General features: G+C 74.4%; 24 protein-coding genes and 1 pseudogene. 13 read left to right on the top strand and 12 right to left on the bottom strand.

The window, feature by feature from the left end; translation table 11 throughout:
* The first annotated feature begins 193 nt into the window (after positions 1-193).
* The 5 genes from EV567_RS04970 (at position 194) to EV567_RS04950 (ending at position 5,523) form a co-directional block, all read left to right on the top strand.
* Positions 194-1,063 carry a glycerophosphodiester phosphodiesterase family protein gene (locus EV567_RS04970; RefSeq protein ID WP_130437333.1) on the top strand — a complete coding sequence of 290 codons (870 nt, stop codon included), beginning with the start codon at positions 194-196 and terminating at the stop codon, positions 1,061-1,063.
* Between the two features lie 62 nt (positions 1,064-1,125).
* Positions 1,126-1,680 (top strand): methylated-DNA--[protein]-cysteine S-methyltransferase, encoded by a 555-nt coding sequence (locus EV567_RS04965; RefSeq protein WP_130437332.1) that lies wholly within the window; start codon positions 1,126-1,128, stop codon positions 1,678-1,680.
* A 131-nt stretch (positions 1,681-1,811) separates the two neighbouring features.
* Entirely contained in the window at positions 1,812-3,080 is a 1,269-nt protein-coding gene (locus tag EV567_RS04960) for an MFS transporter (RefSeq protein ID WP_130437331.1), read from the top strand.
* Positions 3,081-3,598: 518 nt separating this feature from the next.
* Positions 3,599-4,507, top strand: coding sequence for a pseudouridine-5'-phosphate glycosidase (locus tag EV567_RS04955; protein WP_165430302.1), 909 nt, complete (start codon positions 3,599-3,601; stop codon positions 4,505-4,507).
* Positions 4,508-4,509: 2 nt separating this feature from the next.
* Positions 4,510-5,523 (top strand): carbohydrate kinase family protein, encoded by a 1,014-nt coding sequence (locus EV567_RS04950; protein WP_130437580.1) that lies wholly within the window; start codon positions 4,510-4,512, stop codon positions 5,521-5,523.
* A 51-nt stretch (positions 5,524-5,574) separates the two neighbouring features.
* Here EV567_RS04950 and EV567_RS04945 read toward each other — a convergent pair whose 3' ends face one another.
* The 3 genes from EV567_RS04945 to EV567_RS04935 all read right to left on the bottom strand — a co-directional run bounded on the left by EV567_RS04945 (position 5,575) and on the right by EV567_RS04935 (position 7,722).
* Positions 5,575-6,369 (bottom strand): methyltransferase domain-containing protein, encoded by a 795-nt coding sequence (locus EV567_RS04945; RefSeq protein ID WP_130437330.1) that lies wholly within the window; start codon positions 6,367-6,369, stop codon positions 5,575-5,577.
* A 128-nt stretch (positions 6,370-6,497) separates the two neighbouring features.
* Complete coding sequence (locus EV567_RS04940; protein ID WP_130437329.1) at positions 6,498-6,932, bottom strand: CBS domain-containing protein; 435 nt, start codon at positions 6,930-6,932, stop codon at positions 6,498-6,500.
* A gap of 157 nt (positions 6,933-7,089) precedes the next feature.
* Complete coding sequence (locus EV567_RS04935; protein WP_130437328.1) at positions 7,090-7,722, bottom strand: uridine kinase; 633 nt, start codon at positions 7,720-7,722, stop codon at positions 7,090-7,092.
* Positions 7,723-7,896: 174 nt separating this feature from the next.
* Here EV567_RS04935 and EV567_RS04930 point away from each other — a divergent pair, with 174 nt between their 5' ends.
* The 3 genes from EV567_RS04930 (at position 7,897) to EV567_RS04920 (ending at position 10,861) form a co-directional block, all read left to right on the top strand.
* Positions 7,897-8,601: a DUF2293 domain-containing protein gene (locus EV567_RS04930; protein ID WP_130437327.1), complete on the top strand. Its 705-nt coding sequence runs from the start codon at positions 7,897-7,899 to the stop codon at positions 8,599-8,601.
* 138 nt (positions 8,602-8,739) lie between these two features.
* A complete protein-coding gene (locus EV567_RS04925; RefSeq protein ID WP_130437326.1) occupies positions 8,740-9,219 on the top strand; it encodes a DUF1772 domain-containing protein in 480 nt (159 codons plus the stop codon).
* A 154-nt stretch (positions 9,220-9,373) separates the two neighbouring features.
* Positions 9,374-10,861, top strand: coding sequence for a glutamate synthase subunit beta (locus tag EV567_RS04920; protein ID WP_130437325.1), 1,488 nt, complete (start codon positions 9,374-9,376; stop codon positions 10,859-10,861).
* A 47-nt stretch (positions 10,862-10,908) separates the two neighbouring features.
* Here EV567_RS04920 and EV567_RS04915 read toward each other — a convergent pair whose 3' ends face one another.
* Complete coding sequence (locus EV567_RS04915; RefSeq protein WP_130437324.1) at positions 10,909-11,463, bottom strand: carboxymuconolactone decarboxylase family protein; 555 nt, start codon at positions 11,461-11,463, stop codon at positions 10,909-10,911.
* 47 nt (positions 11,464-11,510) lie between these two features.
* Between EV567_RS04915 and EV567_RS04910 the strand changes: the two are divergent.
* A pseudogene (locus EV567_RS04910) lies at positions 11,511-12,980 on the top strand (PLP-dependent aminotransferase family protein).
* A 16-nt stretch (positions 12,981-12,996) separates the two neighbouring features.
* On the opposite strand, the gene EV567_RS04905 reads toward EV567_RS04910, so the two are convergent.
* The 3 genes from EV567_RS04905 to EV567_RS04895 form a co-directional block, all read right to left on the bottom strand.
* Complete coding sequence (locus EV567_RS04905) at positions 12,997-13,809, bottom strand: SAM-dependent methyltransferase (protein WP_130437323.1); 813 nt, start codon at positions 13,807-13,809, stop codon at positions 12,997-12,999.
* A gap of 101 nt (positions 13,810-13,910) precedes the next feature.
* Entirely contained in the window at positions 13,911-14,165 is a 255-nt protein-coding gene (locus tag EV567_RS04900) for a DUF397 domain-containing protein (RefSeq protein WP_130437322.1), read from the bottom strand.
* Positions 14,166-15,026, bottom strand: a complete 861-nt coding sequence (locus EV567_RS04895; RefSeq protein WP_130437321.1) for a helix-turn-helix transcriptional regulator — start codon at positions 15,024-15,026, stop codon at positions 14,166-14,168. It lies immediately after the preceding gene.
* A gap of 278 nt (positions 15,027-15,304) precedes the next feature.
* On the opposite strand from EV567_RS04895, the gene EV567_RS28565 reads away from it, so the two are divergent.
* The 3 genes from EV567_RS28565 to EV567_RS04880 all read left to right on the top strand — a co-directional run bounded on the left by EV567_RS28565 (position 15,305) and on the right by EV567_RS04880 (position 18,941).
* A complete protein-coding gene (locus tag EV567_RS28565) occupies positions 15,305-16,303 on the top strand; it encodes an ATP-binding protein (RefSeq protein WP_407071563.1) in 999 nt (332 codons plus the stop codon).
* Complete coding sequence (locus EV567_RS04885) at positions 16,300-16,740, top strand: hypothetical protein (protein WP_207228671.1); 441 nt, start codon at positions 16,300-16,302, stop codon at positions 16,738-16,740. The genes EV567_RS28565 and EV567_RS04885 overlap by 4 nt, the downstream gene beginning before the upstream one ends.
* A 179-nt stretch (positions 16,741-16,919) precedes the next feature.
* Positions 16,920-18,941, top strand: coding sequence for an ABC transporter ATP-binding protein (locus tag EV567_RS04880; protein ID WP_130437320.1), 2,022 nt, complete (start codon positions 16,920-16,922; stop codon positions 18,939-18,941).
* Here the strand turns inward: EV567_RS04880 and EV567_RS27770 are convergent.
* Positions 18,931-19,107, bottom strand: coding sequence for a hypothetical protein (locus EV567_RS27770; protein ID WP_165430301.1), 177 nt, complete (start codon positions 19,105-19,107; stop codon positions 18,931-18,933). The genes EV567_RS04880 and EV567_RS27770 overlap by 11 nt on opposite strands.
* Before the next feature lie 193 nt (positions 19,108-19,300).
* Entirely contained in the window at positions 19,301-21,373 is a 2,073-nt protein-coding gene (locus EV567_RS04875) for an FUSC family protein (protein WP_130437319.1), read from the bottom strand.
* 287 nt (positions 21,374-21,660) lie between these two features.
* Between EV567_RS04875 and EV567_RS04870 the strand changes: the two genes are divergently transcribed.
* Positions 21,661-23,118 carry a LamG domain-containing protein gene (locus tag EV567_RS04870; protein WP_130437318.1) on the top strand — a complete coding sequence of 486 codons (1,458 nt, stop codon included), beginning with the start codon at positions 21,661-21,663 and terminating at the stop codon, positions 23,116-23,118.
* 74 nt (positions 23,119-23,192) lie between these two features.
* Here the strand turns inward: EV567_RS04870 and EV567_RS04865 are convergent, their stop codons facing one another.
* The 3 genes from EV567_RS04865 to EV567_RS04855 form a co-directional block, all read right to left on the bottom strand.
* A complete protein-coding gene (locus EV567_RS04865) occupies positions 23,193-23,879 on the bottom strand; it encodes a uracil-DNA glycosylase (RefSeq protein ID WP_130437317.1) in 687 nt (228 codons plus the stop codon).
* Positions 23,880-23,913: 34 nt separating this feature from the next.
* Complete coding sequence (locus EV567_RS04860; protein ID WP_130437316.1) at positions 23,914-24,378, bottom strand: DoxX family protein; 465 nt, start codon at positions 24,376-24,378, stop codon at positions 23,914-23,916.
* Between the two features lie 103 nt (positions 24,379-24,481).
* The gene (locus EV567_RS04855) at positions 24,482-25,204 is read right to left on the bottom strand and encodes a bifunctional 2-polyprenyl-6-hydroxyphenol methylase/3-demethylubiquinol 3-O-methyltransferase UbiG (protein WP_130437315.1); all 723 of its coding nucleotides are present in this window, start codon (positions 25,202-25,204) and stop codon (positions 24,482-24,484) included.
* Positions 25,205-25,210 lie beyond the last annotated feature (6 nt).

Genomic DNA, 25,210 nt, shown 5'->3' with positions numbered 1-25,210 from the left:
GAAAGTATGACCCCCACCGCAATGGTCGAACGATTTTCCGGCAAAGAATCACGTCCTCGCCCCACTTGTGCGGCCCTGGTGAGCGGGCCAGGACGCCGTTTTCCCTTCTGCGGGCATCCTGAACCGCCGCCGCCGATGACTCTCCGCTGCCACAGTGGTGCTGAACGTGACAGCTTGATGCGAGGAGTCCGCAATGCACGCGCGCGCAGTCGCCCCGGCCACCGCGCTCCTGGGCGCCGTCGCCCTCCTGCTCCCCGTCGTCGACGCCCCCGCGGCCGCCGGCGTCCGGCCCGCCCTGATCGCCCACCGGGGGGCGTCCGCCCGGGCCCCGGAGAACACCCTCGCCGCCGTCGACGCGGCGGCCGGGCTGGGCGTGGCGTGGGTGGAGAACGACGTGCAGCGCACCAAGGACGGTGAGCTCGTCGTCGTCCACGACGAGAGCCTGAGCCGGACCACCGACGTCGAGGAGGTCTTTCCCGGGCGCTCCCCCTGGAAGGTGAAGGACTTCACGGCGGCCGAGATCGCGCGGCTCGACGCGGGCGGCTGGTTCGCGCCCTCGTACGCGGGCACGCGCGTGCCGACTCTGACGCAGTACGTCCGCCGCGTGGAGCGCCACCACCAGAAGCTGCTCCTGGAGATCAAGAACCCGGAGCTGTATCCGGGGATCGAACAGCAGACCCTCAAGGTGCTCGGCGACGAGGGCTGGCTCGACCGGCGGCACCTGCGCGGCCGGCTGATCGTGCAGAGCTTCAGCGCGGACAGTCTCCGTGCCGTCCACGACCTCGACCCGGCGGTGACGACCGGGCTGCTCGGCCGACCGGCCGTGAAGGACCTGCCGGACTGCGCGCGCTTCGCCGACCTGGTCAACCCCTCGCACGTCTCCCTCTCGCCGGATTACGTCGCCGCCGTGCACGCGACGGCCGGACCGCACGGCAGGCCGTTGAGGATCTTCGTCTGGACCGTCGACGACGCCGCCCTCGCCCGCAGCGTGGCCGGCTACGGCGTCGACGGCCTCATCACCGACAAGCCCGACGTGGTGCGGCAGGCGCTGGCCTCTCCCTGAGGCCCACCCCCGGGGCCGATCGCCCGGGGTGCGTTGTCAGTGGCGGGTCGTACGGTGGGCGCATGGACAGCCAGGAGCAGATCGAGCAGCGCGTCGTGTGGACCGTCGTCGGCACCCGCATCGGCCCGCTGCTGCTGGCCGCGACCGACGAGGGGCTGGTCAACGTCATCTTCCACGCCGCCGACGCGGTGCGGGACCGGGCGCTCGGCCGTCTCGCGGACCGGCTGGGCGCGAAGCCCGTCGAGGCGCCCTCCTCCCCCCTGCTGGCGGAGGCGGCATCTCAGGTGGAGGCCTACTTCGCGGGGGCGCGCAAGGACTTCGAGCTGCCGCTGGACTGGTCGTTGATCTCCGGCTTCCACCGGCAGGTGCTGCGCGAGCTGGCCGCCGGCGTGCCGTACGGAGCTGTGGTGGGATACGGCGAGCTGGCGAGACGGGTGGGGCAGCCGGGGGCCGCGCAGGCGGTGGGGCTGGCGATGGGCGCCAACCCCCTTCCCGTGGTGGTGCCCTGTCACCGGGTCGTGGAGAGCGACGGCGGGATCGGCGGGTTCGGGGGCGGACTGGAGGCCAAGCGCAAGCTGCTCGCGCTGGAGGGGGTGCTGCCCGAGCCGCTGTTCTGAGGCCGCGGGATGGGCGGGAAGGAAGGCAAGGGGGACACTGCGCCAGTGACCATTCATGACACGCACGCGTATCCGCCCGGCCAGGGGCCGGCGCCGTCCAGCGACCGCCTCCGCCGGGCCGGGTGGACGTCGTGACCGCTGTGGAGGGGACCGTCCCGGCCGTCAGCGCGGAGCTGCTGCCCGCGCTGCGGCGCCGCACGACCGCGGTGCTGGTCGCCGGTCAGATCCTCGGCGGGCTGGGCGTCGCCACCGGCATCGCGCTGTCCGCCGTGCTGGCCCAGGAGGTGAGCGGCACCGACGCGCTGTCCGGGCTCGCGGCCACCTCGACCGTCGCCGGCACGGCCGTGCTGTCGGTGCCGCTGGCCGCGCTGATGACCGCGAGGGGCCGCAGGCCGGGGCTGGTGCTGGCCTATCTGGTGGGCGCGCTGGGCGGCGGTCTCGTCGTCCTGGCGGCCCGGATCGGGAGCTTCCCGCTGCTGCTGTGCGGGATGGCCGCCTTCGGTGCGGCGTCGGCGGCGAACCTCCAGGCCCGGTACGCGGCCGCCGACCTGGCGGAGCCGGACCGGCGGGCCCGGGCCATCTCGCTCGTCGTGTGGGCGACCACCGTCGGCGCGGTCCTGGGCCCGAACATCGCCGCGCCCGCCGGCCGCAGCGTCTCCGCCCTGGGGATACCCGCGGCGGCGGGACCGTTCCTGTGGGCGGCCGGGATCTTCCTGGTCTCGGCGGTGGTGATCGGCGTCCTGCTGCGCCCGGACCCCCTGCTGACGGCACGCGCGCTAGCGCCCGAGGAGGAGCGGTCGGCCGAGGCCCGTTCCCTGCGCGCGGGGCTGTCCGCGGTGGCCGCCTCGCCCCTCGCGCGGCTCGCGCTGGTGACGGTCGCCGTGTCCCACACGGCGATGGTGTCGGTCATGTCGATGACTCCGGTCGCCCTCGCCCACCACGGTGCCGGCATCGATCTGATCGGGCTGGTCATCAGCGTGCACATCGCGGGCATGTACGCGTTCTCCCCGCTGATGGGGCGGCTGGCTGACCGGGTGGGGCGGCTGTCCGTCACGGGGCTCGCGGCCGGGCTGCTGGCCTGCGCGCTGTTCCTGTCCGGCACGGCGGGCGGCAGCCAGGGGCAGACCGCCGCGGGGCTCTTCGTGCTCGGCCTGGGCTGGTCGGCCGGGCTGGTGTCCGGATCGGCGCTGCTCACCGACGCCGTGCCGCAGCCCGCGCGGGCCGCCGCACAGGGCTTGTCCGACCTCGTCATGAACGCCTCGGCGGGCGTCGGCGGAGCGGTCGCCGGCCTGGTGGTCGCCCGGGCGAGCTACGGATGGCTGAACCTCGCGGCAGCGTGCCTCCTCCTCCCGCTGGCCGCGCTTGCGCTGTTCACGCGGGGCACGGCCCGGCGGCCGTAGCACCGGGCCACGCGCGGCCGGTCATACGCCTCGGGCCGACGGCGTCGCTCATGCGCCGGGCCGGTCGCGCCGGTCATGCGCGGGGCCGGTCGCACGCCGGTCATCTGCGTCTCCGGCGGGTGCCGCGGTCATGCGTTCCGGCGCGGCGGCGTCGATCATGCGCCGCGGCCCGCTGCCGTCAGTCATGCACCGGGCGCGGTCGCACGCCGGTCATCTGCGTCCCCGGCGGGTGCCGCGGTCATGCGTTCCGGCGCGGCGGCGTCGATCATGCGCCGGGGCCAGTCCCGCCGGTCACAGGCGCGGGCCGGCGCCGTCGCATCCACCCGGGCCGGTCGCGCCGGTGTGATGCGTCCCCAGCGGGTCCCGCCGGTCATGCGTTCCAAGCCGGTGGCGTCGGTCAGGCATCCCGGGCCGGTGGCGTCGCCTGCAGGCCTCGGGGGTTTGATCGGGCTCCCCGCCCGCCAGAGATCCAAAGACGAGGCAGGACGAGGCAGGACCGATCGACGGGAGGCCGGCTCGTGGTGCTGGTGGTGTCGGAAGAGGTGCGGGAGGCGCTCGACGCGCGTCGCCCCGTGGTGGCCCTGGAGTCCACGATCATCGCCCATGGGCTGCCGCGACCGCGCAACCTGCAGGTGGCGCGGGAGCTGGAGGCGGTGGTGCGCGCGGAGGGCGCCGTGCCGGCGACGATCGCCGTGCTGGACGGGCACCCCCATGTCGGCCTGGACAAGGAGCAGTTGGAGAGGGTCGCCAACGAGGACGGCATCCGCAAGCTGGGCCACCGCGACCTGCCGCTCGCGGTCGCCTCCGGGGCGAGCGGGGCGACCACCGTCTCCGCGACGGCCCTGCTGGCCGCCCTGGCGGGCGTCCGGGTGTTCGCCACGGGCGGGCTCGGCGGGGTGCACCGGGAGTGGACCGCGACCCAGGACGAGTCGGCCGACCTCGGCCTGCTGGCGCGCACACGGATCACGGTGGTGTGCGCGGGCGTGAAGTCGATCCTGGACGTGCCGGCGACCCTGCAGCGCCTGGAGACGCTGGGAGTCGCCGTGGCCGGGTACGGCACGGACCGCTTCCCCGGCTTCTACCTGTCCGACTCGGGTCATCCCGTGGACTGGAGGCTGGAGAGCCCTGCGCAGGTGGCGGACGTGATGCGCGCGCAGGACGAGGTCGGCGGCCCCGAGTCGGCGCTGATCGTGGCGAATCCCGTGCCCGAGGCGGAGCAGCTCGATCCCGGTCTGCACGCGCGTGTGCTGGCCGACGCGCTGCACGCGTGCGAGGCGGAGGGCGTCACCGGTCAGGGCGTCACCCCGTTCCTGCTCGACTACCTGGTCCGGCACACCGACGGCGCATCCCTGAACGCCAACCTCGCGGCGGTGCGCGGAAACGTGCGGCTGGCCGGGCGGATCGCGTCGGCGTGGGCCGGGGTGTGAGCGTGGGGCCCGGCGGGGCGGCGCCCGACGCCACCGGCCGGGGCGGACGCCGTGAGGGCGGGGCGCTGCTGGTCGTCGGGGACGTCGTGACGGACGTCGTCGCACGGCACCGCGGGCCGCTGGCCTCGGGCACCGACACGGCCTCCGTGATCCGGACCCTGCCGGGCGGGGCGGGCGCCAACGTGGCGTGCTGGGCGGCTCACCGGGGGTGCGCGGACGTACGGCTGCTCGGCCGGGTGGGGGCGGACGGGGCGGCCTGGCACGAGCGGGAGCTGATCGCCTGCGGGGTGCGGCCCCGGCTCGTCGTCGATCCCGAGGCGACGACGGGGACGGTGATCTGCCTCGTCGACACGGGGGCGGGGGGCGAGCGGACCTTCCTCACCGACAGCGGCGCGTCCCTGCGGCTGGAGCCGGACGACTGGTCGGACGCGCTGCTGGACGGGGTCGGCCGGTTGCATCTGTCGGGATACCTGCTGTTCTCCGCGTCCGGGCGGGCGGTGGTGCGCACGGCGCTGGCGTCGGCACACGCGCGTGGCGTGCCGGTGAGTCTGGACCCGGCGTCGGCGGGGTTCCTGGTGAAGCTCGGCGTGGAGCGTTTCCTGACGCTCGTGCAGGGGGTGGACGTGCTGCTGCCGAGCCATGACGAGGCCTGTCTGCTGACGGGCCTGTCCGACGGGGCGGAGGCGACGGCCGCGCTGAGCCGTCAGTTCCCGCTGGTGGTGGCGAAGCACGGCGCGGACGGTGCGGTGGTGGCCCGGGGCGGCGCCGTGATCGCCCGCGTTCCCGCCGTCCCGGCCACCCCGTGCGACACCACGGGTGCCGGCGACGCCTTCACGGGCGCGTTCCTCGCCGCGCTGCTCGCCGGGGCCGCACCCGGCGACGCGGCTGCCGAGGGGTGCGAGGCGGGAGCTCACGCGGTGGAACGTGTGGGCGGCAGACCGCCCGCACCCGGCGACCATGCGACACCGAGGGCGGCCGGGGCGGCATCGAGGGCGGACAGGGCGGGCATCGGCTGAAGCGCCCTCGGCCCGCCGGCTCACCGGCCGCCGCCTCCCGGCCCGGGCGGGCTACCCCTTCCGCCCCCACGCGGAGATCATCGGCGCCGTGGCCAGGTCCATACCGCCGGCGGCGACGTTGGCGAGGTGGCGGTCGATCTCCTGGTCGGTGGCGATGCCCGCGCTGACGAGGTCGGCGCGGATCTGCCGGACCGTCGCCGACTCCAGGGCCGCGCAGGCGGGCGAGGTGAGCGGGAAGTAGGCGTCGGCCTCGACCTGTCGCAGCCCGGCCTCGCGCAGGAGGCGGGGCAGCTTGCGGCCGTAGGACAGGTCGGCGCCCCTGCGCTGAAGCAGCGAGCGGAAACCGTGCCGCAGCCGGTTGGCGAGCTGCTGCTCGGGGCCGTGCTCGTCGGGGGACAGCAGGGGCTGCAGGGCGGGGTCGGCGTCCTCCAGGAGGAGCCGTCCGCCGGGACGCAGCGCCTTGACCATCGAGCGCAACGCCCGCTCCCGCTCGGGCACGTGGACGAGCACGAGCCGGGCGTGCACCAGGTCGAAGCCCTCGCCCGGCGGCTCCTCGGCGCCGACGTCGTGCACGCGCGCCTCCACCGGCGGACGGGCGGCGGGGGCCAGCCGGGAGATGTCGATGTCGGTGGCGACGACCTTGCCGGTCGGGCCGACCTTCTTGGCCAGCCAGGACACCACGGACACACCGCCCGCGCCGACCTCCCAGCAGCGCCAGCCCGGTCCGACGCCGAGCCCTTCGAGGTGCCGGAACGTCGTGGGGTCGAAGAGCGTGGCGAAGGCCTCGAAGCGTTCCCCCGCCTCGTCACGTCGGTTGTCGAGGAGATACCCGTCGGTTCGCGTCATGCGGCGATCATCGCAGCCGACCGGGCCGTCCGCGGGGGTCGACGCGGCCGGGTCGCCCAGGGCCGGGGGGCCGGCCGGCGGTGAGGCGACGGCGGGTCACCGAGGTCCGACGCCGTGCGCACGGCAGGTCATTCAGGGCCAGTTCCGGTCCTGGCGTAGACGCTCTCGACCCAGGACGCCATCTGGTCGTCGGTGAGGTGCTGGGCGAGGTCGGCCTCGCTGATCATGCCCACGAGGCGCTTGTCCGCGATGACGGGCAGCCTGCGGATCTGGTGGTCCCGCATCTCCCGGAGCACTTCCTCGACTTCGGCGTCGGCGTCGATCCAGCGCGGGGTGCCGTGGGCCATCTGCCCGGCGGTGACCTTGGCGGGGTCGTGGCCCTTGGCCACGCAGCCCACGACGATGTCCCGGTCGGTGAGGATGCCGCAGAGCCGCTCGTTCTCGTCGCTGATGGGCAGGGCGCCGACGTTCAGCTCGCGCATCAGCTGGGCGGCGCGTTCGAGGGTCTCGTGGGCGGGGATCCACTGGGCGCCCCGATGCATGATCTGTCCGGCGGTGGTCATGGTGTGCCTCCCGGTGCGGGCGGCCGACGCGACGCGGATCGCGCCGCTCCCGGCGCCCTGGGGTGTCGTTTCGCGGCGTCCTTCGATTCTCACCGGCCGGGTGGAGGTGCGCACCTTCGCTCGGTGGGGGCGGCCGGGAGCGGGCGGCCGGACTGCCTCACCCGTTCCACGCGGGATGGCGTGGATCGTCCGTCCGCACCAGAACGTCGGCCCTGGCGGCCGGATCCGTCTCCTGCTCGTAGCGCTCGAAGGCGGGGAGCGTCCAGTGGTCGGCCTCGGGGGTGCGGCGGCGCAGGGCGCCCGGGGAGAGGAGGAGGTGGACGGTCAGGTCGAAGGGGAACCAGTGCCGCAGAAGCAGGGGCCCGTGCAGCAACAGCACGCCGCCGGGCGGGAGTCGGACGTAGTCGCTGCGGGTGGCGCGGTCGGAGACGGGGTCACGGAGGTCGGGCAGGATCCGGCCGTCCCCGCCGGCTTCGAGCGGGCCGAACACCTCGCGCCACAGCGCGCCGGTGTCGAACCAGCCGTCGTAGTAGGCCTCCACGTCCTGGTGGCCGTACTCCAGGCGGAGGGAGGCGGGGCGCAGGAAGCCGTGCGTGTCGACGACCCGGGACGGCCGGCCGCGTACGCGCAGGGCTTCGGCGACCCGTTCGGCGAGGTCCCCCGGGCGGGCCGCCGGGGCGCCGTCGAAGGCGACCCGCTGCCAGGGGCTGCCGTCGCCCGGCTCCAGGTCGAGCAGCCGGTCGGCGAGGTGGTCGCCGAGCCGTTCCCAGGTGATCGCTTCGAGTCGCACACGGCCATGATGCGTCAGGCGGGCGTCGCAGCCGACGGCCGGGGCGGGAGACGGGACCCGGCCGCGCGACCCGGATCGCCTGCCCTGAAGTCCCGGTGCGCACAGCCGGGCTCACCGCAGCGTGAAAGAACCGGTCGGTGCGCAGCCGGCCTCGCCGCAGGGAAAGAAGCCGGTATGCCGGCTCTCGCACCTCACCCGTCCCGCGGCGGGCTGCTCGTCCTCCAGCCTCTGCGCCGCCGCCATTGCGCGGGCTGCCGTCGCGGGCCGCTGCCGATGCTCGTCCTGGAGGACGGCGCGCCGCGCTGTCTCGGCTGCGCCGATCTGGGGCACCTGGTGTTCCTGCCGCGCGGTGACACGGCGCTGACGCGCAGGTCGCGGGAGGAGAGCACGCTCTCGGCGGTCGTCGTCCGGTTCAACCGGCGCAAGGGGCGCTACGAGCGGCAGGGCGTCCTCGTCGAGGAGGCGGGGCTGGCGCGGGCCGAGGTGCGGTGCCTGGCGGACGCGGAGGCGCGGCGGCGGCGCCGGGTGCGCGACGCGCGGCTGCGGGCGGCGCGGGACGAACGGTTCGTGGAGGCGTTCGCGGCGGAGGTGCGGCGGCTGTTCCCCCGCTGTCCGGCCGAGCGGGCGTGGAGCGTCGCCGCGCACGCCTCGGTGCGGGGCAGTGGGCGGGTCGGGCGCACCGCGGCCGGGCGGGCGCTGGCCGAGGGCGCGGTGGTGTCGGCGGTCGTGGCCTCCGTACGGCATCTGGACACGCCGTACGACCGGCTGCTGATGGACGGCGTGCCCCGGCGGGAGGCGCGGCTGCGGATCGCGGCGGAGGTGGTGGCGGTGCTGCGGACCTGGGGTTGGGAGGGGCGGTTCGGCTCCTCCGGGTCCTGAGCGCGCGCGGACTCAAGTCTCCTCGCGCGGCGGACGCAGGCGTACGCGGTCGCGGCTCCGGGGCGCAGCGCGCGGGTTCAGGGTGACGGACGGGGCGTGCGGGGTATCGGGCAGCCAGGACGTGGAGGTGGGGTCGACATGATCGATGAGCCGTACTTCGTGCTGACGGTGCTCGGGGTGCTGGGGGCCGGGCTGATGGCGGGCGTGTTCTGCGCTTTCTCCACCTTCGTCATGAGGGGACTGGCCGCGCTGCCTCCCGCGCAGGGGGTCGCCGCGATGAACGCGGTCAACGCGGCCGCGACGACACCGGCGTTCATGGTCGTCTTCCTCGGTACGGCGGTGCTGTGCGCCATGATCGCGGTGGTGACGTTCGTGCTGTGGCCGGACGACGGGGCCGTACTGCTGCTGGTGGGCAGCGCGCTGTATCTGTTCGGCTCGTTCGGGGTGACCGTGGTGGCGAACGTGCCCCGCAACGAGACCCTGGCCGGGCTGGAGCCGGGCACCGCGGAGGCGGTCGCGTACTGGCCGGCGTACGTGCGGGAGTGGACGGTGTGGAACCACGTCCGCACGGTCGCCTCGGCCGGCGCCGCCCTCGCGTACGTGCTGGCGCTCACCTGAGAGCCGGCGCTGTCTCCCGCTGGGTGAGAAAGCGCTGTCAGGGGCCTGCGCTCTCCAGGGCCACGACGTATCGTGGCCGCAGGAGCGCCGCCCGAGGACGCGGCGCCGCCCGGAGACGCACGGCTCGCCGCACGCGTACGCAAGGAACACGGCCATGGCCGATCCCAAGGGATTCATGACCACGCCCCGCCAGGACTGGCCCCGCCGGCCCGTCGAGGAGCGGGTCCGGGACTGGGACGAGGTGTACGTCCCCGGAGCGCTGCTCCCCATCATCAGTGAGCAGGCCGACCGTTGCATGGACTGCGGGGTCCCCTTCTGCCACGACGCCTGTCCGCTCGGGAACCTGATCCCCGAGTGGAACGACCTGGTGTCGCGCGAGGACTGGCTCGCGGCGAGCGACCGGCTGCACGCGACCAACAACTTCCCCGAGTTCACCGGCCGGTTGTGCCCGGCGCCCTGCGAGGCGGGGTGTGTGCTCGCCATCAACCAGCCCGCGGTGACCATCAAGAACGTCGAGGCGGCCATCGCCGACCGGGCCTGGGCGGAAGGGTTCACGCCGCCGCGGCCCCCGGACCGGCTGTCCGGACGGACGGTGGCGGTGATCGGCTCGGGTCCCACCGGGCTTGCCGCGGCCCAGCAGCTCACCCGGGCCGGGCACACGGTCGCGGTGTACGAGAAGGACGACCGGCTCGGCGGGCTGATGCGGTACGGCATCCCCGAGTTCAAGATGGAGAAGCACCATCTGGAGCGGCGCATCGGGCAGATGCGCGCCGAGGGGACCAAGTTCCGTACGTCGACGCAGGTCGGGCGCGATGTCATGGCCGCCGATCTGCGGTCCCGCTACGACGCGGTGGTGATCGCCACCGGGGCCACCGCCTGGCGCGAACTGCGTGTGCCGGGGCGGGAGTTGACCGGCATCCACCAGGCCATGGAGTATCTGCCGCTGGCCAACCGGGTGCGCGAGGGCGATCTGGAGGCGTCCCCGATGTCGGCCGCCGGACGGCACGTGGTGATCGTCGGCGGCGGTGACACCGGGGCGGACTGCCTGGGGACGGCCGTGCGGGAGGGCGCCGCGTCGGTGACCCAGCTGGACATCTACGCGCAGCCGGGCGAGGAGCGCGACGAGGACACCGATCCCTGGCCCACGTATCCGAAGATCTACCGGCTCTCGGCGGCGCACGAGGAGGCGCGCGATCTTCGGACCGCTCCGGCGGCGGACGCGGACGCGCGCCTGTTCGCCGCGTCCACGCTCCGCTTCAGCGGCGACGAGAGCGGGCACGTCCGCTCGCTGCACCTGGTGGAGGTGGACGCGCGCCGCAGGCCGGTGCGGGGCAGCGAGCGGACGCTCCCCGTCGACCTCGTGCTGCTCGCCCTGGGCTTCTCCGGGCCCGACCGGGAGGACGGGCTCGTGGAGCAGCTGGGGCTGGCCCTGGAGCCGCGCGGCACGATCACACGGGACGCCGGTTTCGCGACGAACGTGCCCGGGGTGTTCGCGGCCGGGGACGCGGCGCGCGGGCAGTCGCTGATCGTCTGGGCGATCGCGGAGGGCCGGGCGGTGGCCGCGGCCGTCGACCGCCATCTGACGGGGAGTTCGCGCCTGCCGGCGCCGATCGGGCCGTACGACCGGCCGATGAGCGTCTGAACGGCCGGGCGACGGCGTGCGCCCGCGTAGGCCCCCGAGGGAGGCGGTCAGGGGCGTTCGTCGGTGCCCGCCACCTTGCCCGTCGCCAGGGCGACCCGGTTCCAGGTGTTGATCGTGCAGATCACGGCGATCACCTGGGCGAGTTCCTCGTCGTCGAAGCGGGCCGCGGCCTCGGCGTAGACGTCGTCGGGGACGCCGCCGTCGGCCACGCGCGTGATCGCCTCCGTCAGCGCCAGCGCGGCCTGTTCCCGCTCGGTGAAGAAGTGCCGGGCCTCGCGCCAGACGGGGACCATGTGCAGCCGGTCCTCGCTCTCGCCGGCCTTGCGGGCGTCGTTGGTGTGCATGTGCAGGCAGTACGCGCAGTGGTTGAGGTGGGAGGCGCGGATCTGGATGAGTTCGACGAGGGCCGGGTCGACGCCGTCGCGGGCCGCCGCGTCGAAACCGACGAGGGCGCGGAAGGCCTTGCGGGCGGACTTCCCGAAGTCGAGGCGGGTGCGCGCGGCCTCGGCGGCGGCGATGCCGGGGCCGTCCGTGTGCGCCGTCGTCGCGATCGCGGTCGCGGTGGTCGTCGTGCCGGTCGTGTGCGTCGTCGTGTTCGTCATGTCCCTCAACCTACGGGCCGCAAAGACCCCTTGTAGGGTGCATTTCCATGGGGGAATCGTGGGTCAATCACTGGGAGCGCATCGGCGTCGACCTGCACTTGGAGCTGTCCGCTCCGGGCGGGCGGCGGGCCGCGCTGACCGGGGCGCTGCGGGAGGCCGTGCGCGGCGGCCGGCTCGCGCCGGGGACCCGGCTTCCCCCGTACCGATCACTCGCCGCCGACCTCGGCGTCGCCCGCAACACGGTGGCCGACGCCTACGCGGAGCTGGTGGCGGAGGGCTGGCTGACGGCTCGCCAGGGGTCCGGCACCCGGGTCGCCGACCGCGTGGAGCCGGCGCGGGGCGCGGCACGGGCGCCCCGGAAGACGCCGCCCCGCGCGCGTGGGCCGCGGCACGATCTGCGGCAGGGCAGTCCGGACGCGTCGTCGTTCCCGCGCGCGGCCTGGCTGGCGTCCTACCGGCGGGCTGTGCAGGGGGCGCCCAGCGAGGTGTTCGGGCCGGGCGACCCGGCCGGCCGCCGGGAGTTGCGGGAGGCGCTGGCCGAGTATCTGGCACGCGCGCGCGGCGTGCGCGCCGATCCGGGGCGCATCGTGATCTGCTCCGGTTTCGCGCACGCCCTGCGGCTGCTGTTCGAGCCTGCGCTCGCGAGGGGCGAGGGCAGCGGCGGGCCGGGGGGCGCGGTGCTGCGCGGCCCGCTGGCGGTGGAGGCGTACGGGCTCGGCTTCCACCGGCGGCTGCTGACGGCGGCGGGCGTACGGACGGTCCCGCTCCCCCTCGACGAGGACGGGGCCCGCGTCGGACTGCTGGGGCGCGAGCGGGGCGTCCTGCTCACCCCGGCGCACCAGTTCCCGACCGGCGGCCCGCTCCATGCGACCCGGCGCGCCGCCGTCGTCGACTGGGCACGCGCGCGGGACGCGGTGGTGCTGGAGGACGACTACGACGGCGAGTTCCGCTACGACCGCAAGCCGGTCGGCGCCGTGCAGGGCCTCGATCCCGAACGGGTCGTCCACATCGGCTCGGTCAGCAAGAGCCTGTCCCCCGCGCTGCGGCTGGGCTGGATGGTGCTGCCGGAGCGGTACGTGGACGGCGTCCTCGCGGCCAAGGGGGAGCGGGAGGCCTGGGCGAGCGTCCTGGACCAGTTGAGCCTGGCCGACTTCATCGCCTCCGGGGCGTACGACCGTCATGTGCGGCGTATGCGGCAGCGGTACCGCCGGCGCCGGGACCGGCTGGTCGAGGCGCTGGCGGAACACGCGCCGCACGTCGAGGTGACGGGGGTCGCCGCCGGGCTGCACGCGGTGCTGCGGCTGCCGCCGGGCACCGAGCGCTCCACCTAGAAGGCCGCCGCCTGGCAGGGCGTCGCACTGGACGGGCTCGCGGAGTTCCGGCACCCGCGGGCGGGCTCGGCGCACGACGCGGACCCGGCGGTTCCGGACGGACTGGTCGTCGGCTACGCGACACCCGCCGAGCACGCGTACGGGGCGGCGCTGGACGCCCTGTGCGCCGTCCTGCCGCCGCCGTAGGCGTGCTGTCCCGCCGTCAGGGTTTGCGGCCCACCGCCCCGTACCCCGGGATGACCCCGTCGTCCTGGCCGGGCACGGGCTCGCCGAGTTCGGGGTGCCAGTCGGGCACCACGGCGACGCCGGGCTCGACCAGGTCGAGGCCGTCGAAGAAGCGGGCGAACTCCTCGCGGGAGCGCAGCGCCAGGGTGACGCCGGCCGCCTTGAGCTTCGCCGTGGCCGCCGCGGACTCCTCGGGGCTGAAGTCGGCGGTGGCGTGGGTCATCATCAGGTAGCTGCCGGACGGCAGTTCGGCGAGAAGCCGGCCGACCAGTTCGTGCGCGCCGTCCTCGTCGGAGACGAAGTGCAGCAGGGCGACCAGCGACAGGGCCACCGGCCGGTCGAAGTCCAGGATCTTCCTGGCCCCCTCGACGATGGCGGCGGGGTCGCGGACGTCCGCCTGGAGGTACTCCGTGACGCCGTCGGGAGTGCTGCGCAGCAGGGCGGCCGCGTGGGCCAGCACGATCGGGTCGTTGTCGCAGTAGACCACGCGCGCGTCGGGCGCGGCCTCCTGGGCGACCTGGTGGAGGTTCGGCTCGGTCGGGATGCCCGTGCCGATGTCCAGGAACTGCCGTACGCCGTGGTGGGCGAGCCAGCGGGTGGCCCGGTGCATGAAGGCGCGGTTGACGCGTGCCATGACCGGCACGCGCGGGTCGAGGGCGAGCATCTGCCGGCCCATCGCCTCGTCGACGGGGTAGTTGTCCTTGCCGCCGAGATACCAGTCGTACATGCGCGCCGGATGGGGCTTGCTGGTGTCGATGTGGACGGCGGCGGTGGGGTCCGGCCCGGTCATGAGGCACTCCGTAAGACGCAGTGGGTGATCAAGTAAGCACCAGAAACAGGGAAGTTGAGAATCAGAAGGACAGTCGAAGGGCAGGCAAGGGCGAGATCGGGTCAGGACAGCAGGAAGTCCGCCTTCCCCGCCTTGGCGCCCTCGATGAAGGCCGTCATCTCGTCGGTGGTGTAGATCAGCGCCGGACCGTCGGGGTCGGTGGACTGGCGGACGGCGATCCGGCCGTCGGCGAGCTTCATCGCCTCCAGGCAGTTCCCGCCGTTGCCGCCGCTCCACGGCTTGTGCCAGCCCTCGCTGCCCAAGTCCCGCGCGGGCATGCCGTTGTAGACCCGTTCGCGCGGCTTGATGCGATCCATTCACAGCTCCTTGCGGAGATCCTCGAGGATCTCCTTCGTGCGATGTGCGGTGGCGGCCTGCGCCGCCATGCGGTCCATGACCTCGAGGTGGGTGGCCACCTCGGTGCGCGCGTCCAGGTAGACGGCGCCGGTCAGGTACTCGCTGTAGACCATGTCCGGGAGTTCCGGCACGGCGAATCGGAAGAGCACGAAGGGCCCGTAGGTGCCGGGGTGCGGCCCGTTCGCGAACGGGGCGACCTGGAGGGTCACGTTCGGGAGCCTAGTGGCGTCGATCAGTGTGCCGATCTGCGCGCGCATCACCTCCGGGCAGCCGACGGGGCGGCGCAGCACGGTCTCGTCCATGACGACCCACAGGCGGGGCGCGTCCGGGCGTGTGAGCAGGTCCTGGCGGCGCATCCGCAGGTCGACGAGGCGCTCGATGTCCTCCGGCCGGGCCTGGCCGACGGCCCCCGAGGTCAGGACGCCGCGCGCGTAGTCCTCGGTCTGGAGCAGTCCGGGGATGAAGTGCGGCTCGTACTGGCGGATGAGGGAGGCCGCGCCCTCCAGGCTGACGTGCATGGAGAACCAGCCGGGCAGCACGTCGTGGAACCGCTGCCACCAGCCCGGCCGGTTGGCCTCCTCGGCCAGCCGGACGAAGCCCTCGGCCTCGTCGTCGCTCACCCCGTACGCCTTGAGCAGCAGTTGCAGGTAGGGGATCTTGAGCCCGACCTCGGCCGTCTCCATGCGGCGGACCGTGGCGGGGGCGACGCGGAGGATGCGGGCGGCTTCCTCGCGTCGGAGGCCCGCGCGCTCCCGCAGGTCCAGCAGGCGCCGGCCCAGGACGACCTGCCCCACCGTCGGCGCGGACCGCGGTTCGCTCACGCTCCACCTCCACGAAGAGCACGGGCCGGGCGGTCACTTGAGCCACGCTCGGCCCGACCGGCCGGTCACGGAAGAGATCCCTGACAGCCTTACGGCGCCGTGCGAAGACCGATGCGAGGCTGCGTACGCGTGCGTACGGATCTCCGGTGATCGCGACTGGCGCCGTTCCATGTGCTGTTGCGAGCAGTGTGCCACGGCGTCTCACCGCCTCACACAGCACTCTGCATTTTTCAGAGTGACACTTGCCAAGTGTTCATGGCGGGGCGATAGTGGCAGGCGTGATTCCGTCCGCGCCTTTAGGAACAGACGCCGCAGGCCGCCCCCAGGGTCTCGGTGCCGCCGAGGGGGCAGGCCCTGACCAGGCCGCCGCCGAGCGCCGGTTCCGATTCGAGCTGGCCGCCCATCCGGGCTCTCCGGCCCGGGCCAGACGCCTGGCGCGGGAACGGCTCACCGGCTGGTCGGTGTGCGAGGACACCTGCGACACGGCCGCCCTGGTCATATCCGAGCTGGTCACCAACGCCGTCGTGCACACCGCGAGCGGCGTCGTCGTCTGCGAGCTGCAGGACGGCGACGACCTCGTGCGCATCGCCGTGCGCGACGAGGGCTGCGCTCCCGGCGAGCCGCTCCCGTCCCCGCAACGCCCGCACGAGGAGCACGGCAGAGGACTGTTCCTCGTCGACGCCCTGTGTCGCGCGTGGGGGGTCGAGGACTGCGGCCCCGGTCTGCTCGTCTGGGCCGACCTGCCGCGCCACCCCGAGGACGCGGACGACGACACCTCCGGCGAGCTCTGCCCCACGCTCGCGGTGGCCGCGGATCTCACCCTCGACGTCGCCGACACGGGCTTCGCCCGCACCGACGATCCCGACGCCGGCCACGACGCGCCGCGCGACGACCTCGGCTGGGGCACCCGCCCGAAGCCCGGGTCGGCGGGCGGTCCACGGGACGACGAGGACGCCGCCGAGCACGGCGAGCAGTCCCCCGCGGGCCGGCAGGGCCACCCGGGCCGCCAGGCGCAGCACGGCTCGCAGAGTTTCGAGGCGCCCGGCTGGAAGACCGTGCGCGCCCGGTGGCCGCACCCCTCCCCGCAGACACGCCCCCTCCCCGTCGTCGCCCAGCAGCGCCGCCGTACACCGGAGACGGAGATCCCGGCGGGGATGAGCGAGCGCGCTCCCGGCGGGGACGGCGCGACCGCCCGGCTTCAGCCGGCGGCGGGGGCGGCGCAGCCTCTGGCGGGTTCGTTCGGCCGCGAGCGGGACCCCGACCGGGATCCCGCGTGAGCGCCCTGCGCCGTGGGGCTCCCGCCATCGGCCTCGCCACGCTCGTGCGGCTCCGGCGCGCCCGGGGCGAGCCCGCGCGGAAGCCCGGCCGGCTCGCCGTGCCCGACGGCATGACGGCTCCGCTGGGCTGCGACGCCGTCGCCGCCCCGGCCCGCCTGGGCCCGCTGGTCATGCCCCGGCTGCCGCTTGTGGGCTGCGTGTACGCCGACGAGACGCACTGGTGGTGGCTGGTCCCGGCCGACTCCGACCACGCCCTGGAGTGGCCCGCGCCCGCGCACTACGCCACGGGCGCGCTCCTCGGGGACGCCCCGCGGTCCCCCGCGCTCGTCCACCGGCCCGACGGGATACTCCCGTACACCCCGCCGATACCCCTCTATCTGACGCTGTGCCGCCTCACGGGCACCGCGCCGGCCTGGTCCCGCCCGGTCACCGCGTGACCGGGGACGCCGCGACCTGCTGACGTCTCCCGGGGTGCAGCGCGCGTCGAGGCGTCCTCGTACCCGGGCGGCGCCCCGGGCGCACACCCGCGCGCGCCTCCTCCCCCGCCTCGCGCCCTGCCCTCGGGCGGCCCGTGCCGCGATAGTGGCCACTTGCCCACGATCGGGGGAGGTCGACGGTGCGGAAGGCGAAGCCGCCGGGGAAACCGAAGGCGCGCGGTGCGGACGGGCGCGATGTCTCCGAGTCGGAGGAGCTGCTGTTCGGCGGCCCGCTCCGCTACGACACCGGCTGGAACCAGCACCAGGAGGCGTTCCTGGAGCTGGACTTCCGGGCCATGGTCAGCCGGCTGCCCGCACTCCTGGGCGTCAGCCTCCGGCTGGCCCGGCAGGCCGACCCGCGGGCCGCCGGGATCGTCGTGGGCGCCGAGGTGGGCCGGGGTGTGGCCGAGGCCGTGGGCCTGCTCGCGGTGAACACGATCCTGGGCCGGCTGGTGGGCGCCGGCGCGATCGAGGACCGGCTGCGCGGCGCCGTCCCCGCGCTGACCGTCATGGCCGCCGTGCTGCTGGTCGGGGCGGTGCTGCGGGCCGCGTCGACGTACGCCACCGGTCGTCTGGAGCCCAAGGTGGAGCGGGTGGCGACCGAGCTGTACCTGGAACGCGCGGCGGCGGTGGAGCTGTCCGCGATCGAGGACCACGCCTTCCACAAACTGCTGGACACCGCGCAGTACGGCGCCCGGTCCAGCCGCTACATGATCAGCCACGGGACGCGTGTGGTGAACGCGATGATCTCGCTGGTCGCGGCGGCCGGCGTGCTGACCGTGCTGCATCCGCTGCTGCTGCCGCTGCTCGTCACGATGACGCTGCCCAGCGCCTGGAGCGCCCTGGTCAACGCCCGGCGCCGGTACGAGTCCTTCCACACGTGGGTGCAGCACGCGCGCGCGGGGCATCTCATCGCGAGTCTGCTCACCGAGCCGGAGGCCGCCCCGGAGATCCGTGTGCACGGAGTCGGCCCCTTCCTGCTGCGGCACTTCCGCGCGATGTCGGAGACCGCGGAGGCGGAACAGGCGCGCCTCGCCCGCCTCGCGGCCCGCACCGGGCTGTTCGCGGCGGCCTGGACCGGCCTCGCGACGGTCGCGACGTACGCCACGCTCGGCGGGCTGCTGCTCACGGGGACGATGGCGCTGGCGGTGGCGGGCACGGCCGTGATCGCCATCCGCAGCGGTTCCACCAGCCTGAACACGCTCGTCCTGGAGATCAATCAGCTCCACGAGGAGGCCCTGTTCGTGGGCGATCTGCAACGCCTGTACGGGGAGGCCGCAGAACGGGCGATCCCGCGGGGCGGGGCCGCCCTGCCCGAGGACCCCCGCGAGATCCGCTTCGAGAACGTCACCTTCGGCTATCCGGGGGAGTCGGCGCGCCCCGCCCTCGACGACGTCAGCCTCACCCTGCCCCTGGGCCGGATCGTCGCCCTCGTCGGCGAGAACGGTTCGGGCAAGACGACCCTGGTGAAGCTGCTGGCGGGCCTGTACCAGCCGGACCGGGGGCGGATCCTGTGGGACGGCGTCGACGCGGCCGGCGCGGACCGGCGGTTGCTGGCCGAGCGGATCGCGATGGTGGCCCAGGACTTCAAGCGGTGGCCGTTCACGGCCCGGGTCAATGTCGCGGTGGGCCGGTCCTCCGCGCCGCTGACCGAGGACCGGCTGACGGCCGCGATCGGGGAGGCGGGCGCCGAGGACGTGGTCGCCGACCTGCCGCGCGGCCTGGACACCCTGCTCGCCCGGCACTTCAGCGGCGGGCACGAGCTGTCCGGGGGCCAGTGGCAGCGGCTGGGCATCGCGCGGGCCGCGTACCGGCGCGGGCGCATCCTGATCGTGGACGAGCCGACGGCTGCCCTGGACGCGCGGGCGGAGCTGGAGGTGTTCGAGAAGATCCGCGCCCTGGCGGACAGCGGCCAGACGGTCGTGCTGATCACGCACCGGCTGGCGTCGGTGCGCCACGCGGACCTGGTGCACGTCCTGGAGCAGGGCCGGCTCGTGGAGTCGGGCACCCCCGAGGAGCTGCTGGCCGGCGGCGGTGTCTACGCGGAGCTGTACGCGCTCCAGGCGGAGCAGTTCGCGAACCCCCCGGCCGCGGCGCACCCGCCCGCCCGGCAGGCGGGCCGGGGCCGCGGCGCGTCCGTGCGGGACGCCGTCACTCCGTGACGTCGCCGCCCCGGACGACCACCAGGAACGTGTCCGTCGCGAGGTCCATGACGACCTCGGCGGCCAGCCCCTCCATGCGCCGCGCGTGCGCGAACTCCTCGGCCGGCCACGATCCCCGCGGCCCTCCCGCGGGAAAGCGTTCGAGCACGGTTCGCCCGTTCACCATCTCGCACCTCCAGGAAGCGTTGTACTTGTAGGAGTTAACGCTGTCCGGAGCGGAAACGCCTCGCGCGGTGACGGTACTGAGACGTACTCGACACGCGCTCGGTGCGGACCGTGAGGATCCGGTCACTTCGCGAACATGACGAGCACATTGCGCACCGGAAAGATCACCCTTCGCGATCCGTCTCCGGTCCGCCTCACACGGCGACAGTCGGCCCCGGCGGGTCCCCCGCCGGCAGCCCGAGGCGGTCCCGGTGCTCCGACAGTTCCTGGAGCAGTTCGGCGAGTTGTCCGCTTTGTCGGCTGCTGAGGCTTCCGGTCTCGTCGAGGTGGACCGCGCAGGCGGTGGTCGTGTCGACGAGCCGTTCGAGGAGCGCGGCGATCGCGTCGGCGCCCTCCGTGTGCCGGGCGAGGGCGGGCAGTTCGGCGGCGGAGAGGGCGATGGCGGTCCGGGCCTCGGCGAGCGTGCGGTAGGCCTCGCGGCGCAGGGTCCAGCGGACGGCGCGGACGTCGGAGCGGTCGGGGGCCTGAAGCGCACTGCCGGTGCCGGCGGCGTTCGGGAGGGTGTGGGCGTCACCGGAGTGGTCAGTTCCGTAGGGAGTGTTGACGCCGTCGCGGGTGTCGGGGCCGTCGAGCACGTGGACGAGGTAGGCGTGCGCGGCGGTCGCGGCGGCGGTGAGCCGGGCCTGCACCTGCCCGCCGCGCTCCCCCGGCATCGGCAGGTGCCCCACGATCAGCACGATCGCGCACGCGAGCAGGGTCTCCGCGATACGGCTGACGGAGGCCTGGGGTTCTCCGCCGACCATGACGAGGGCCAGGACGAGGACGGTGACGACGGAGGTCTGCGCGGCGAAATGCCGGGTGGAGACCGGTATGAGCGCCCCGCAGAGAGCGACCAGCGCCACGAGTCCCTCCGGGCGGGGCAGCACGGCGGCGAACCCGGCGAAGAGCAGCGCGCCGAGGACGGTTCCGGCGGCCCGGCACAGCACGCGGGACACCAGCGGCCCGAGGTCGGGCTTGACCAGGAAGACGGCGGTGGCGGGAAGCCAGTACCAGTGCGTGTGCTGCCCGTACCAGTGCGAGTGGTACAGGCCCTGGGCGATGGCCGCGCTCGCCCCGAAGCAGAGGGCGACCCGCATCCCGTACTCCCGTCCGCCGACCCCGAAGACGGTCCGCAGCAGGTCCCGCACGCCACGCCGCCGCGTGTGCAGATCGCCCCCGCCGCCCTGGTCGAAGGCGTCGGCGGCCCGCAGCAGGGCGTCGTCCAGGGCCCGCAGCCCGGGCGCCGACCGGGAGGGCGCGGGGAGCGGCCCGGTGGACGCGTTGCCGCGTACGGCGGCGGCCAGACGGCGGGGGCCCTCGGAGGCCCGCTCGGTGAGGGGTTCGCCGGCCCAGGCGAGGGCGGTCGCCGCCTCCGCGAGGGGCAGCGCGGCTGCGTACTGCGCGTGCAGGCGCCGTTCGGCGGCGGAGCTGGCGTACCGCCGCAACCTGGGCCCGGCCAGGGAGTCCTGCGCGTGGTCGAGGGCGGCGGTCAGGGCCGCGCGACGGGCCAGGGCGTCCTCGGTGCCGGTCGCGTCCAGCAGCTCGGCGACGGCGTCGTACACGTCGGCGACGGCGGCCCGCTCCCCGTCGAAACGGAAGTCGAGGCGGGATCCGGGGCGGAAGGCGCCGCGCCTTCCGGGGCGGGAGTCTCCCTCCCCTCGCGGCACGCGGCGGAAGTCGCCGGCCAGCGCGCCGGGCGTGGGCAGGACGAGCCGCAGCACGAGCAGCCAGCCGGCGCCGGCGAGGAAGGCGAGGGCGCGCACCCAGCCGCTGTCGGGCAGCGGCATCCCCGCCCCGATCGCCGCGGCGACGAGAAGCTGGGTGCCGGCCCCCGAGGCGACCGGCCCGATGGCGCTGATCCCGCCGGCGAGCAGCCCCAGCGCGGTGAACACGAACGTCAGCGCGACCGCCCCGACGTGCTCGCCGGCGTACGTCCCGACGAGCAGCCCGGCCGCTCCCGCCAGCGCGGGCGCTCCGAGCCGCCGCACCGAGGCGCGCCGGCTGCCGGGCCGGTCGTTGATGCCGGCGAGCATGGCGGCGACGGCGGCGACCACCCCGAGGGAGACCCGGTCGGCGAGCACCGCGACCAGCAGCAGCGGCCCCGCGGCGAGCGCCCCGCGCACGACGGCGCTCCACGGCACGGGTCCGCCCTGCGCGCGCAGGGCGTGAGCGAGCCAGGGCGGCAGAGCGGCGCGTACGCGAACGGGAAGGGGCGGGCGCGGGGACACGGAGCTCCTGTCGGTCGAGGGCGGGGCGTGCCTTCGGGCGACGGCGACCGGGGCGGGGGGCTGAGCTGTGTATCCACGGTACGGCCCGGACTGCGGGAATCCAGGGCCGCTCACGTTGCGACGAGGTGACACCCGCCCCGAATCCCGCGTTCTTTATGAACGCAACTCCCGCGCGGGCGCCCCCGAAATGCGCGCGCCCCGCGTCCCTTCGGACGTCTAGACTCACTCGGCCCTTCGGGCACGGGTTCGAGGGGGATGACTCGGTGGACGGGATGGGGAGAACCTGCATGGTCGGCAGACGTGGGCTGTTGAGCGGTGCCGCGCTCGTGGGGGCGGGCGCGATGACCGGCGTGCTGGGCGGGGCGGGGGCCGCCGTGGCCGACGCCCCGCTCGGCACCCCGTTCACGCCGGTCGGCGTGCCGCACCTCGCCGAGGCGGAGCGGATGGTGCAGTACCAGCGGCTGCTCGCGGCCGGCTATCTGCCGGGCGGCCTGGCCGGCCACTGGCCGCTGGACGGCTCCGGCGCGGACCGCTCCGGGCTGGGCCGGCCACTCACCCTCGGTGCGGGCGCGAGCTGGTCGGCCCTGCGGGCCGGCGGCGAACTCAGCCTCGACGGCGGCCACGCGGCCACCGCGTCCGTGCTGGACACCACGGCCCCCTTCACCGTCTCGGCCTGGGTCCGCCTCGCGAACGACGCCGCCCTGACGTCCATGTACACCGCGGTCAGCCAGGACGGGGCCGCCTGCAGCCGCTTCCTGCTCCAGTACGACGACAGCGCCGGCAAGTGGGCGTTCAAGGTCCGCGGCGAGGACCAGAGCGCCAAGATCTCCGCCCTGTCCACCACCGCCCCCGAGCCGGGCCGGTGGACCCATCTGACCGGCGTCTGGGACGGCTCCCGCGTCCACCTGTACGTGAACGGCACCCTGGAGGGCAGCACGGACGCGACCCTCTCCTGGGCCGCGTCCGAGGGTTTCAACGTGGGCCGCGCCCGGTGGAACGGCGCGTACGTGAACCACTTCAAGGGCGCCGTGGACGACGTCCGCGCCTACGGCCGCGCGCTGAGCGCGGCCGAGGTCTTCCTCGTCAGCGGCCGGCAGGCGGCCGAGAACAACCGCTACCTGATCGGCTCCCCCTCGACGGTCACCTGGGGCACCCCCGACGACCTGACCAGCTGGATCGCCAAGGCCCGCTGCTCGTCCTTCGTCACCTGGGTGCTCCGGCACACCTACGGGTGGGCGTCCGACGCCTACTTCACCCAGTACTTCCAGGACCGGATCCCCGAGGCCGCCGACTACCGGCAGGCCTTCGCGGCCGGCACCGCGGGCCCCCGCTTCCAGCTGATCCGCAAGGTCACCGACCTCCAGCCGGGCGACCTCGTCGCGGTGGACTACCGGGGCGAGGTCGAGGGCAACACCGGGCACATCGTCATGGTCCGCGAGGTCAAGGGCGTCTTCACCGGGGTCGCGGACTTCGCCGGTGAGACGCAGTACGCCGTCGAGGTCGTCGACTGCACGGCTGAGCCGCACGGCGTGTACGCGCTGACCAACTACCCGAAGTATCCCGACACCCGCATGGTCAGCCTCGTGAAGGAGGAGAACCACGAAGGGGTGGGCATCGGTCACATGATGTTCTACGCCTCGCAGGCCACGGGGGAGTTCTCCCGGTACCGGTGGAGCGTCAACACCCACAAGGACAACGCCTACCCGGTGTCGCAGCGGCCGCTCGCCGCAGCCCGCGTCGTCTGACCGTCACCCTGTCGCCGCGGATCCTGCGGACGCGTCAGCGGCGGGGAGGGGCCCGGGTGAGAGCTCCTGGGCTCCTACGGCAGTCCCGCGGCTGTCGCCGCCGTCCGCAGGACGTCCCTCAGCATCTCGGGGGTGAGCCGCCCGGTGAAGGTGTTGCGCTGGCTCACATGGAAGCAGCCGAAGAGGTCGAGGCCGCCCAGCTCCACCCGCTTCCCGTGGGCGAACGCCGGTCGCGGGCGGGGCACGGACCAGCCGGCCTCGGTGAACGCCGGCAGCGCCGCCTGCCACCCGAACGCGCCCAGCACGACGACCGCCCGCAGCGTCGGCCGCAGCAGCCGCAGTTCCTGGACCAGCCAGGGCCGGCAGGTGTCCCGTTCCCCCGGGGTGGGCTTGTTGGCCGGCGGCGCGCAGTGCACCGGCGACGTCACACGCACGCCGTGCAGGGCCAGCCCGTCCCCGGCGGACACCGACGTCGGCTGCGAGGCCAGCCCCACGTCGTACAGCGCCCGGTAGAGCACGTCCCCGGAGCGGTCACCGGTGAACATGCGGCCGGTGCGGTTGCCTCCGTGCGCGGCCGGGGCGAGCCCGACGATCAGCAGACGGGCGTCGGGCGGACCGAAGCCGGGCACGGGGCGACCCCAGTACGTCCAGTCCGCGAAGGCGGCCCGCTTGGTGCGGGCCACCTCCTCGCGCCAGTCCACCAGCCGGGGGCAGGCCCGGCAGTCCGCGATGCGCCGGTCCAGTTCGGCGAGGGCGTCCATGCCCCCACCGTACGACCCCACCGCACGGGGCCGTTCACGCCCCGCGTCGCACGAGCCGCAGCAGATCGGCGTTGGAGCCGCGCCGCGTCCAGGCGATCAGGGCCAGAGGGACGAGCAGGATCAGCGGGGTCGCCGCGTTCTGTCCGTCGAACACGGCGACCTGCACGACGAACGCGCCGACCATCAGCGCGCCCAGCGCCACCGCCGCCACCGACTGCAGAACCGGCACCAACAAAGCCACCGCTCCGGCCAGTTCGAGGACGCCGATCGCGTACATGCCCGCGCTGCCCCAGCCCATCTCGTCGAACGCCTCGGACGCCGTCGGATGCGCGATCAGCTTCGGCAGCGCGCTCGCGAGCCCGTAGAAGAGGGCGAGCAGCACCTGAAGTCCGCGCAGCGCGATCCGGGCGGCCCGCCGCCGACCGGTGCCCTGGGAGACGACGGAACCGGGGGAAGCGGAGGAGGCGGGGGAGGCGGCGGAAGCGGTGGTCTCGGACATGGGGTTCTCCTGAAGGGAAGCGGTCCGTCTGTGTTGTCAGAGAGGCAGACCGGCCCCGGGCCCCGGACTCATCGCCGTCGGGCGACTCTTTTCGCTCCGCCTTTCACCGCGCCTTCTCACTCCGCCGCACCGGCCGCGCCTCCGGCACCGCCCGCACCCATATCCGATCCTCCGTCAGATACCGGTCCACTCTCAGTCCCGCCTCCCCCAGCGCGTCCTCGAACTGTTCCCGGGTCAGCGGCCGGGAGCGGAACGTCTGCGTCCAGACCGCGTCCGGGAACACGTACTCCGCGCGCACCGCGTTGACCCCGTCGCCGACGGGCTCGGCGGAGACGATGCGCACGGTGAACCCGGTCGGATCGACGCGTTCACGGGGCAGGTCGGTGTGGTAGTCCTCGCCCTCCCGCTGGATCAGCACGCACCCGCCGGCCGCGACATGCCGCACACAGGTGCGCAGCAACCCGCGCCGCACCTCGACGTCCCCGCTGTGCACGAGGAACGAAGCGAGCATCACCACGTCGAACGTCTCCCCGAGGTCGAGCTCCTCGATGGGGCCGCATATCGTGCGCGCTCCTCTCACCCGGTCGAGCATCTCGGGGGACTCGTCCACCGCCGTGACCGTGAACCCGCGCTCCAGCAGCGCGTGGGTCACGCGCCCCACGCCGCTGCCCAGCTCCAGGATGTGCGCCCCCGCCGGCACCGCCGCGGCGATGATGTCGGGTTCGTCCCGCACGGGCAGCCGGCTGTAGAACTCCACCGCACAGCCGTCCGGAGTGATGGCCCCGGGGCCCGTCCCTTCGTGCCCCTCACGCGTTCCGAGTGTCATACCCGC

This window comes from Streptomyces sp. BK239 (assembly GCF_004217285.1).
GTDB lineage: Bacteria > Actinomycetota > Actinomycetes > Streptomycetales > Streptomycetaceae > Streptomyces.
The sequence above is the reverse complement of the archived record's forward strand: the minus strand, read 5'-3'. Positions and strand labels throughout refer to the sequence as shown.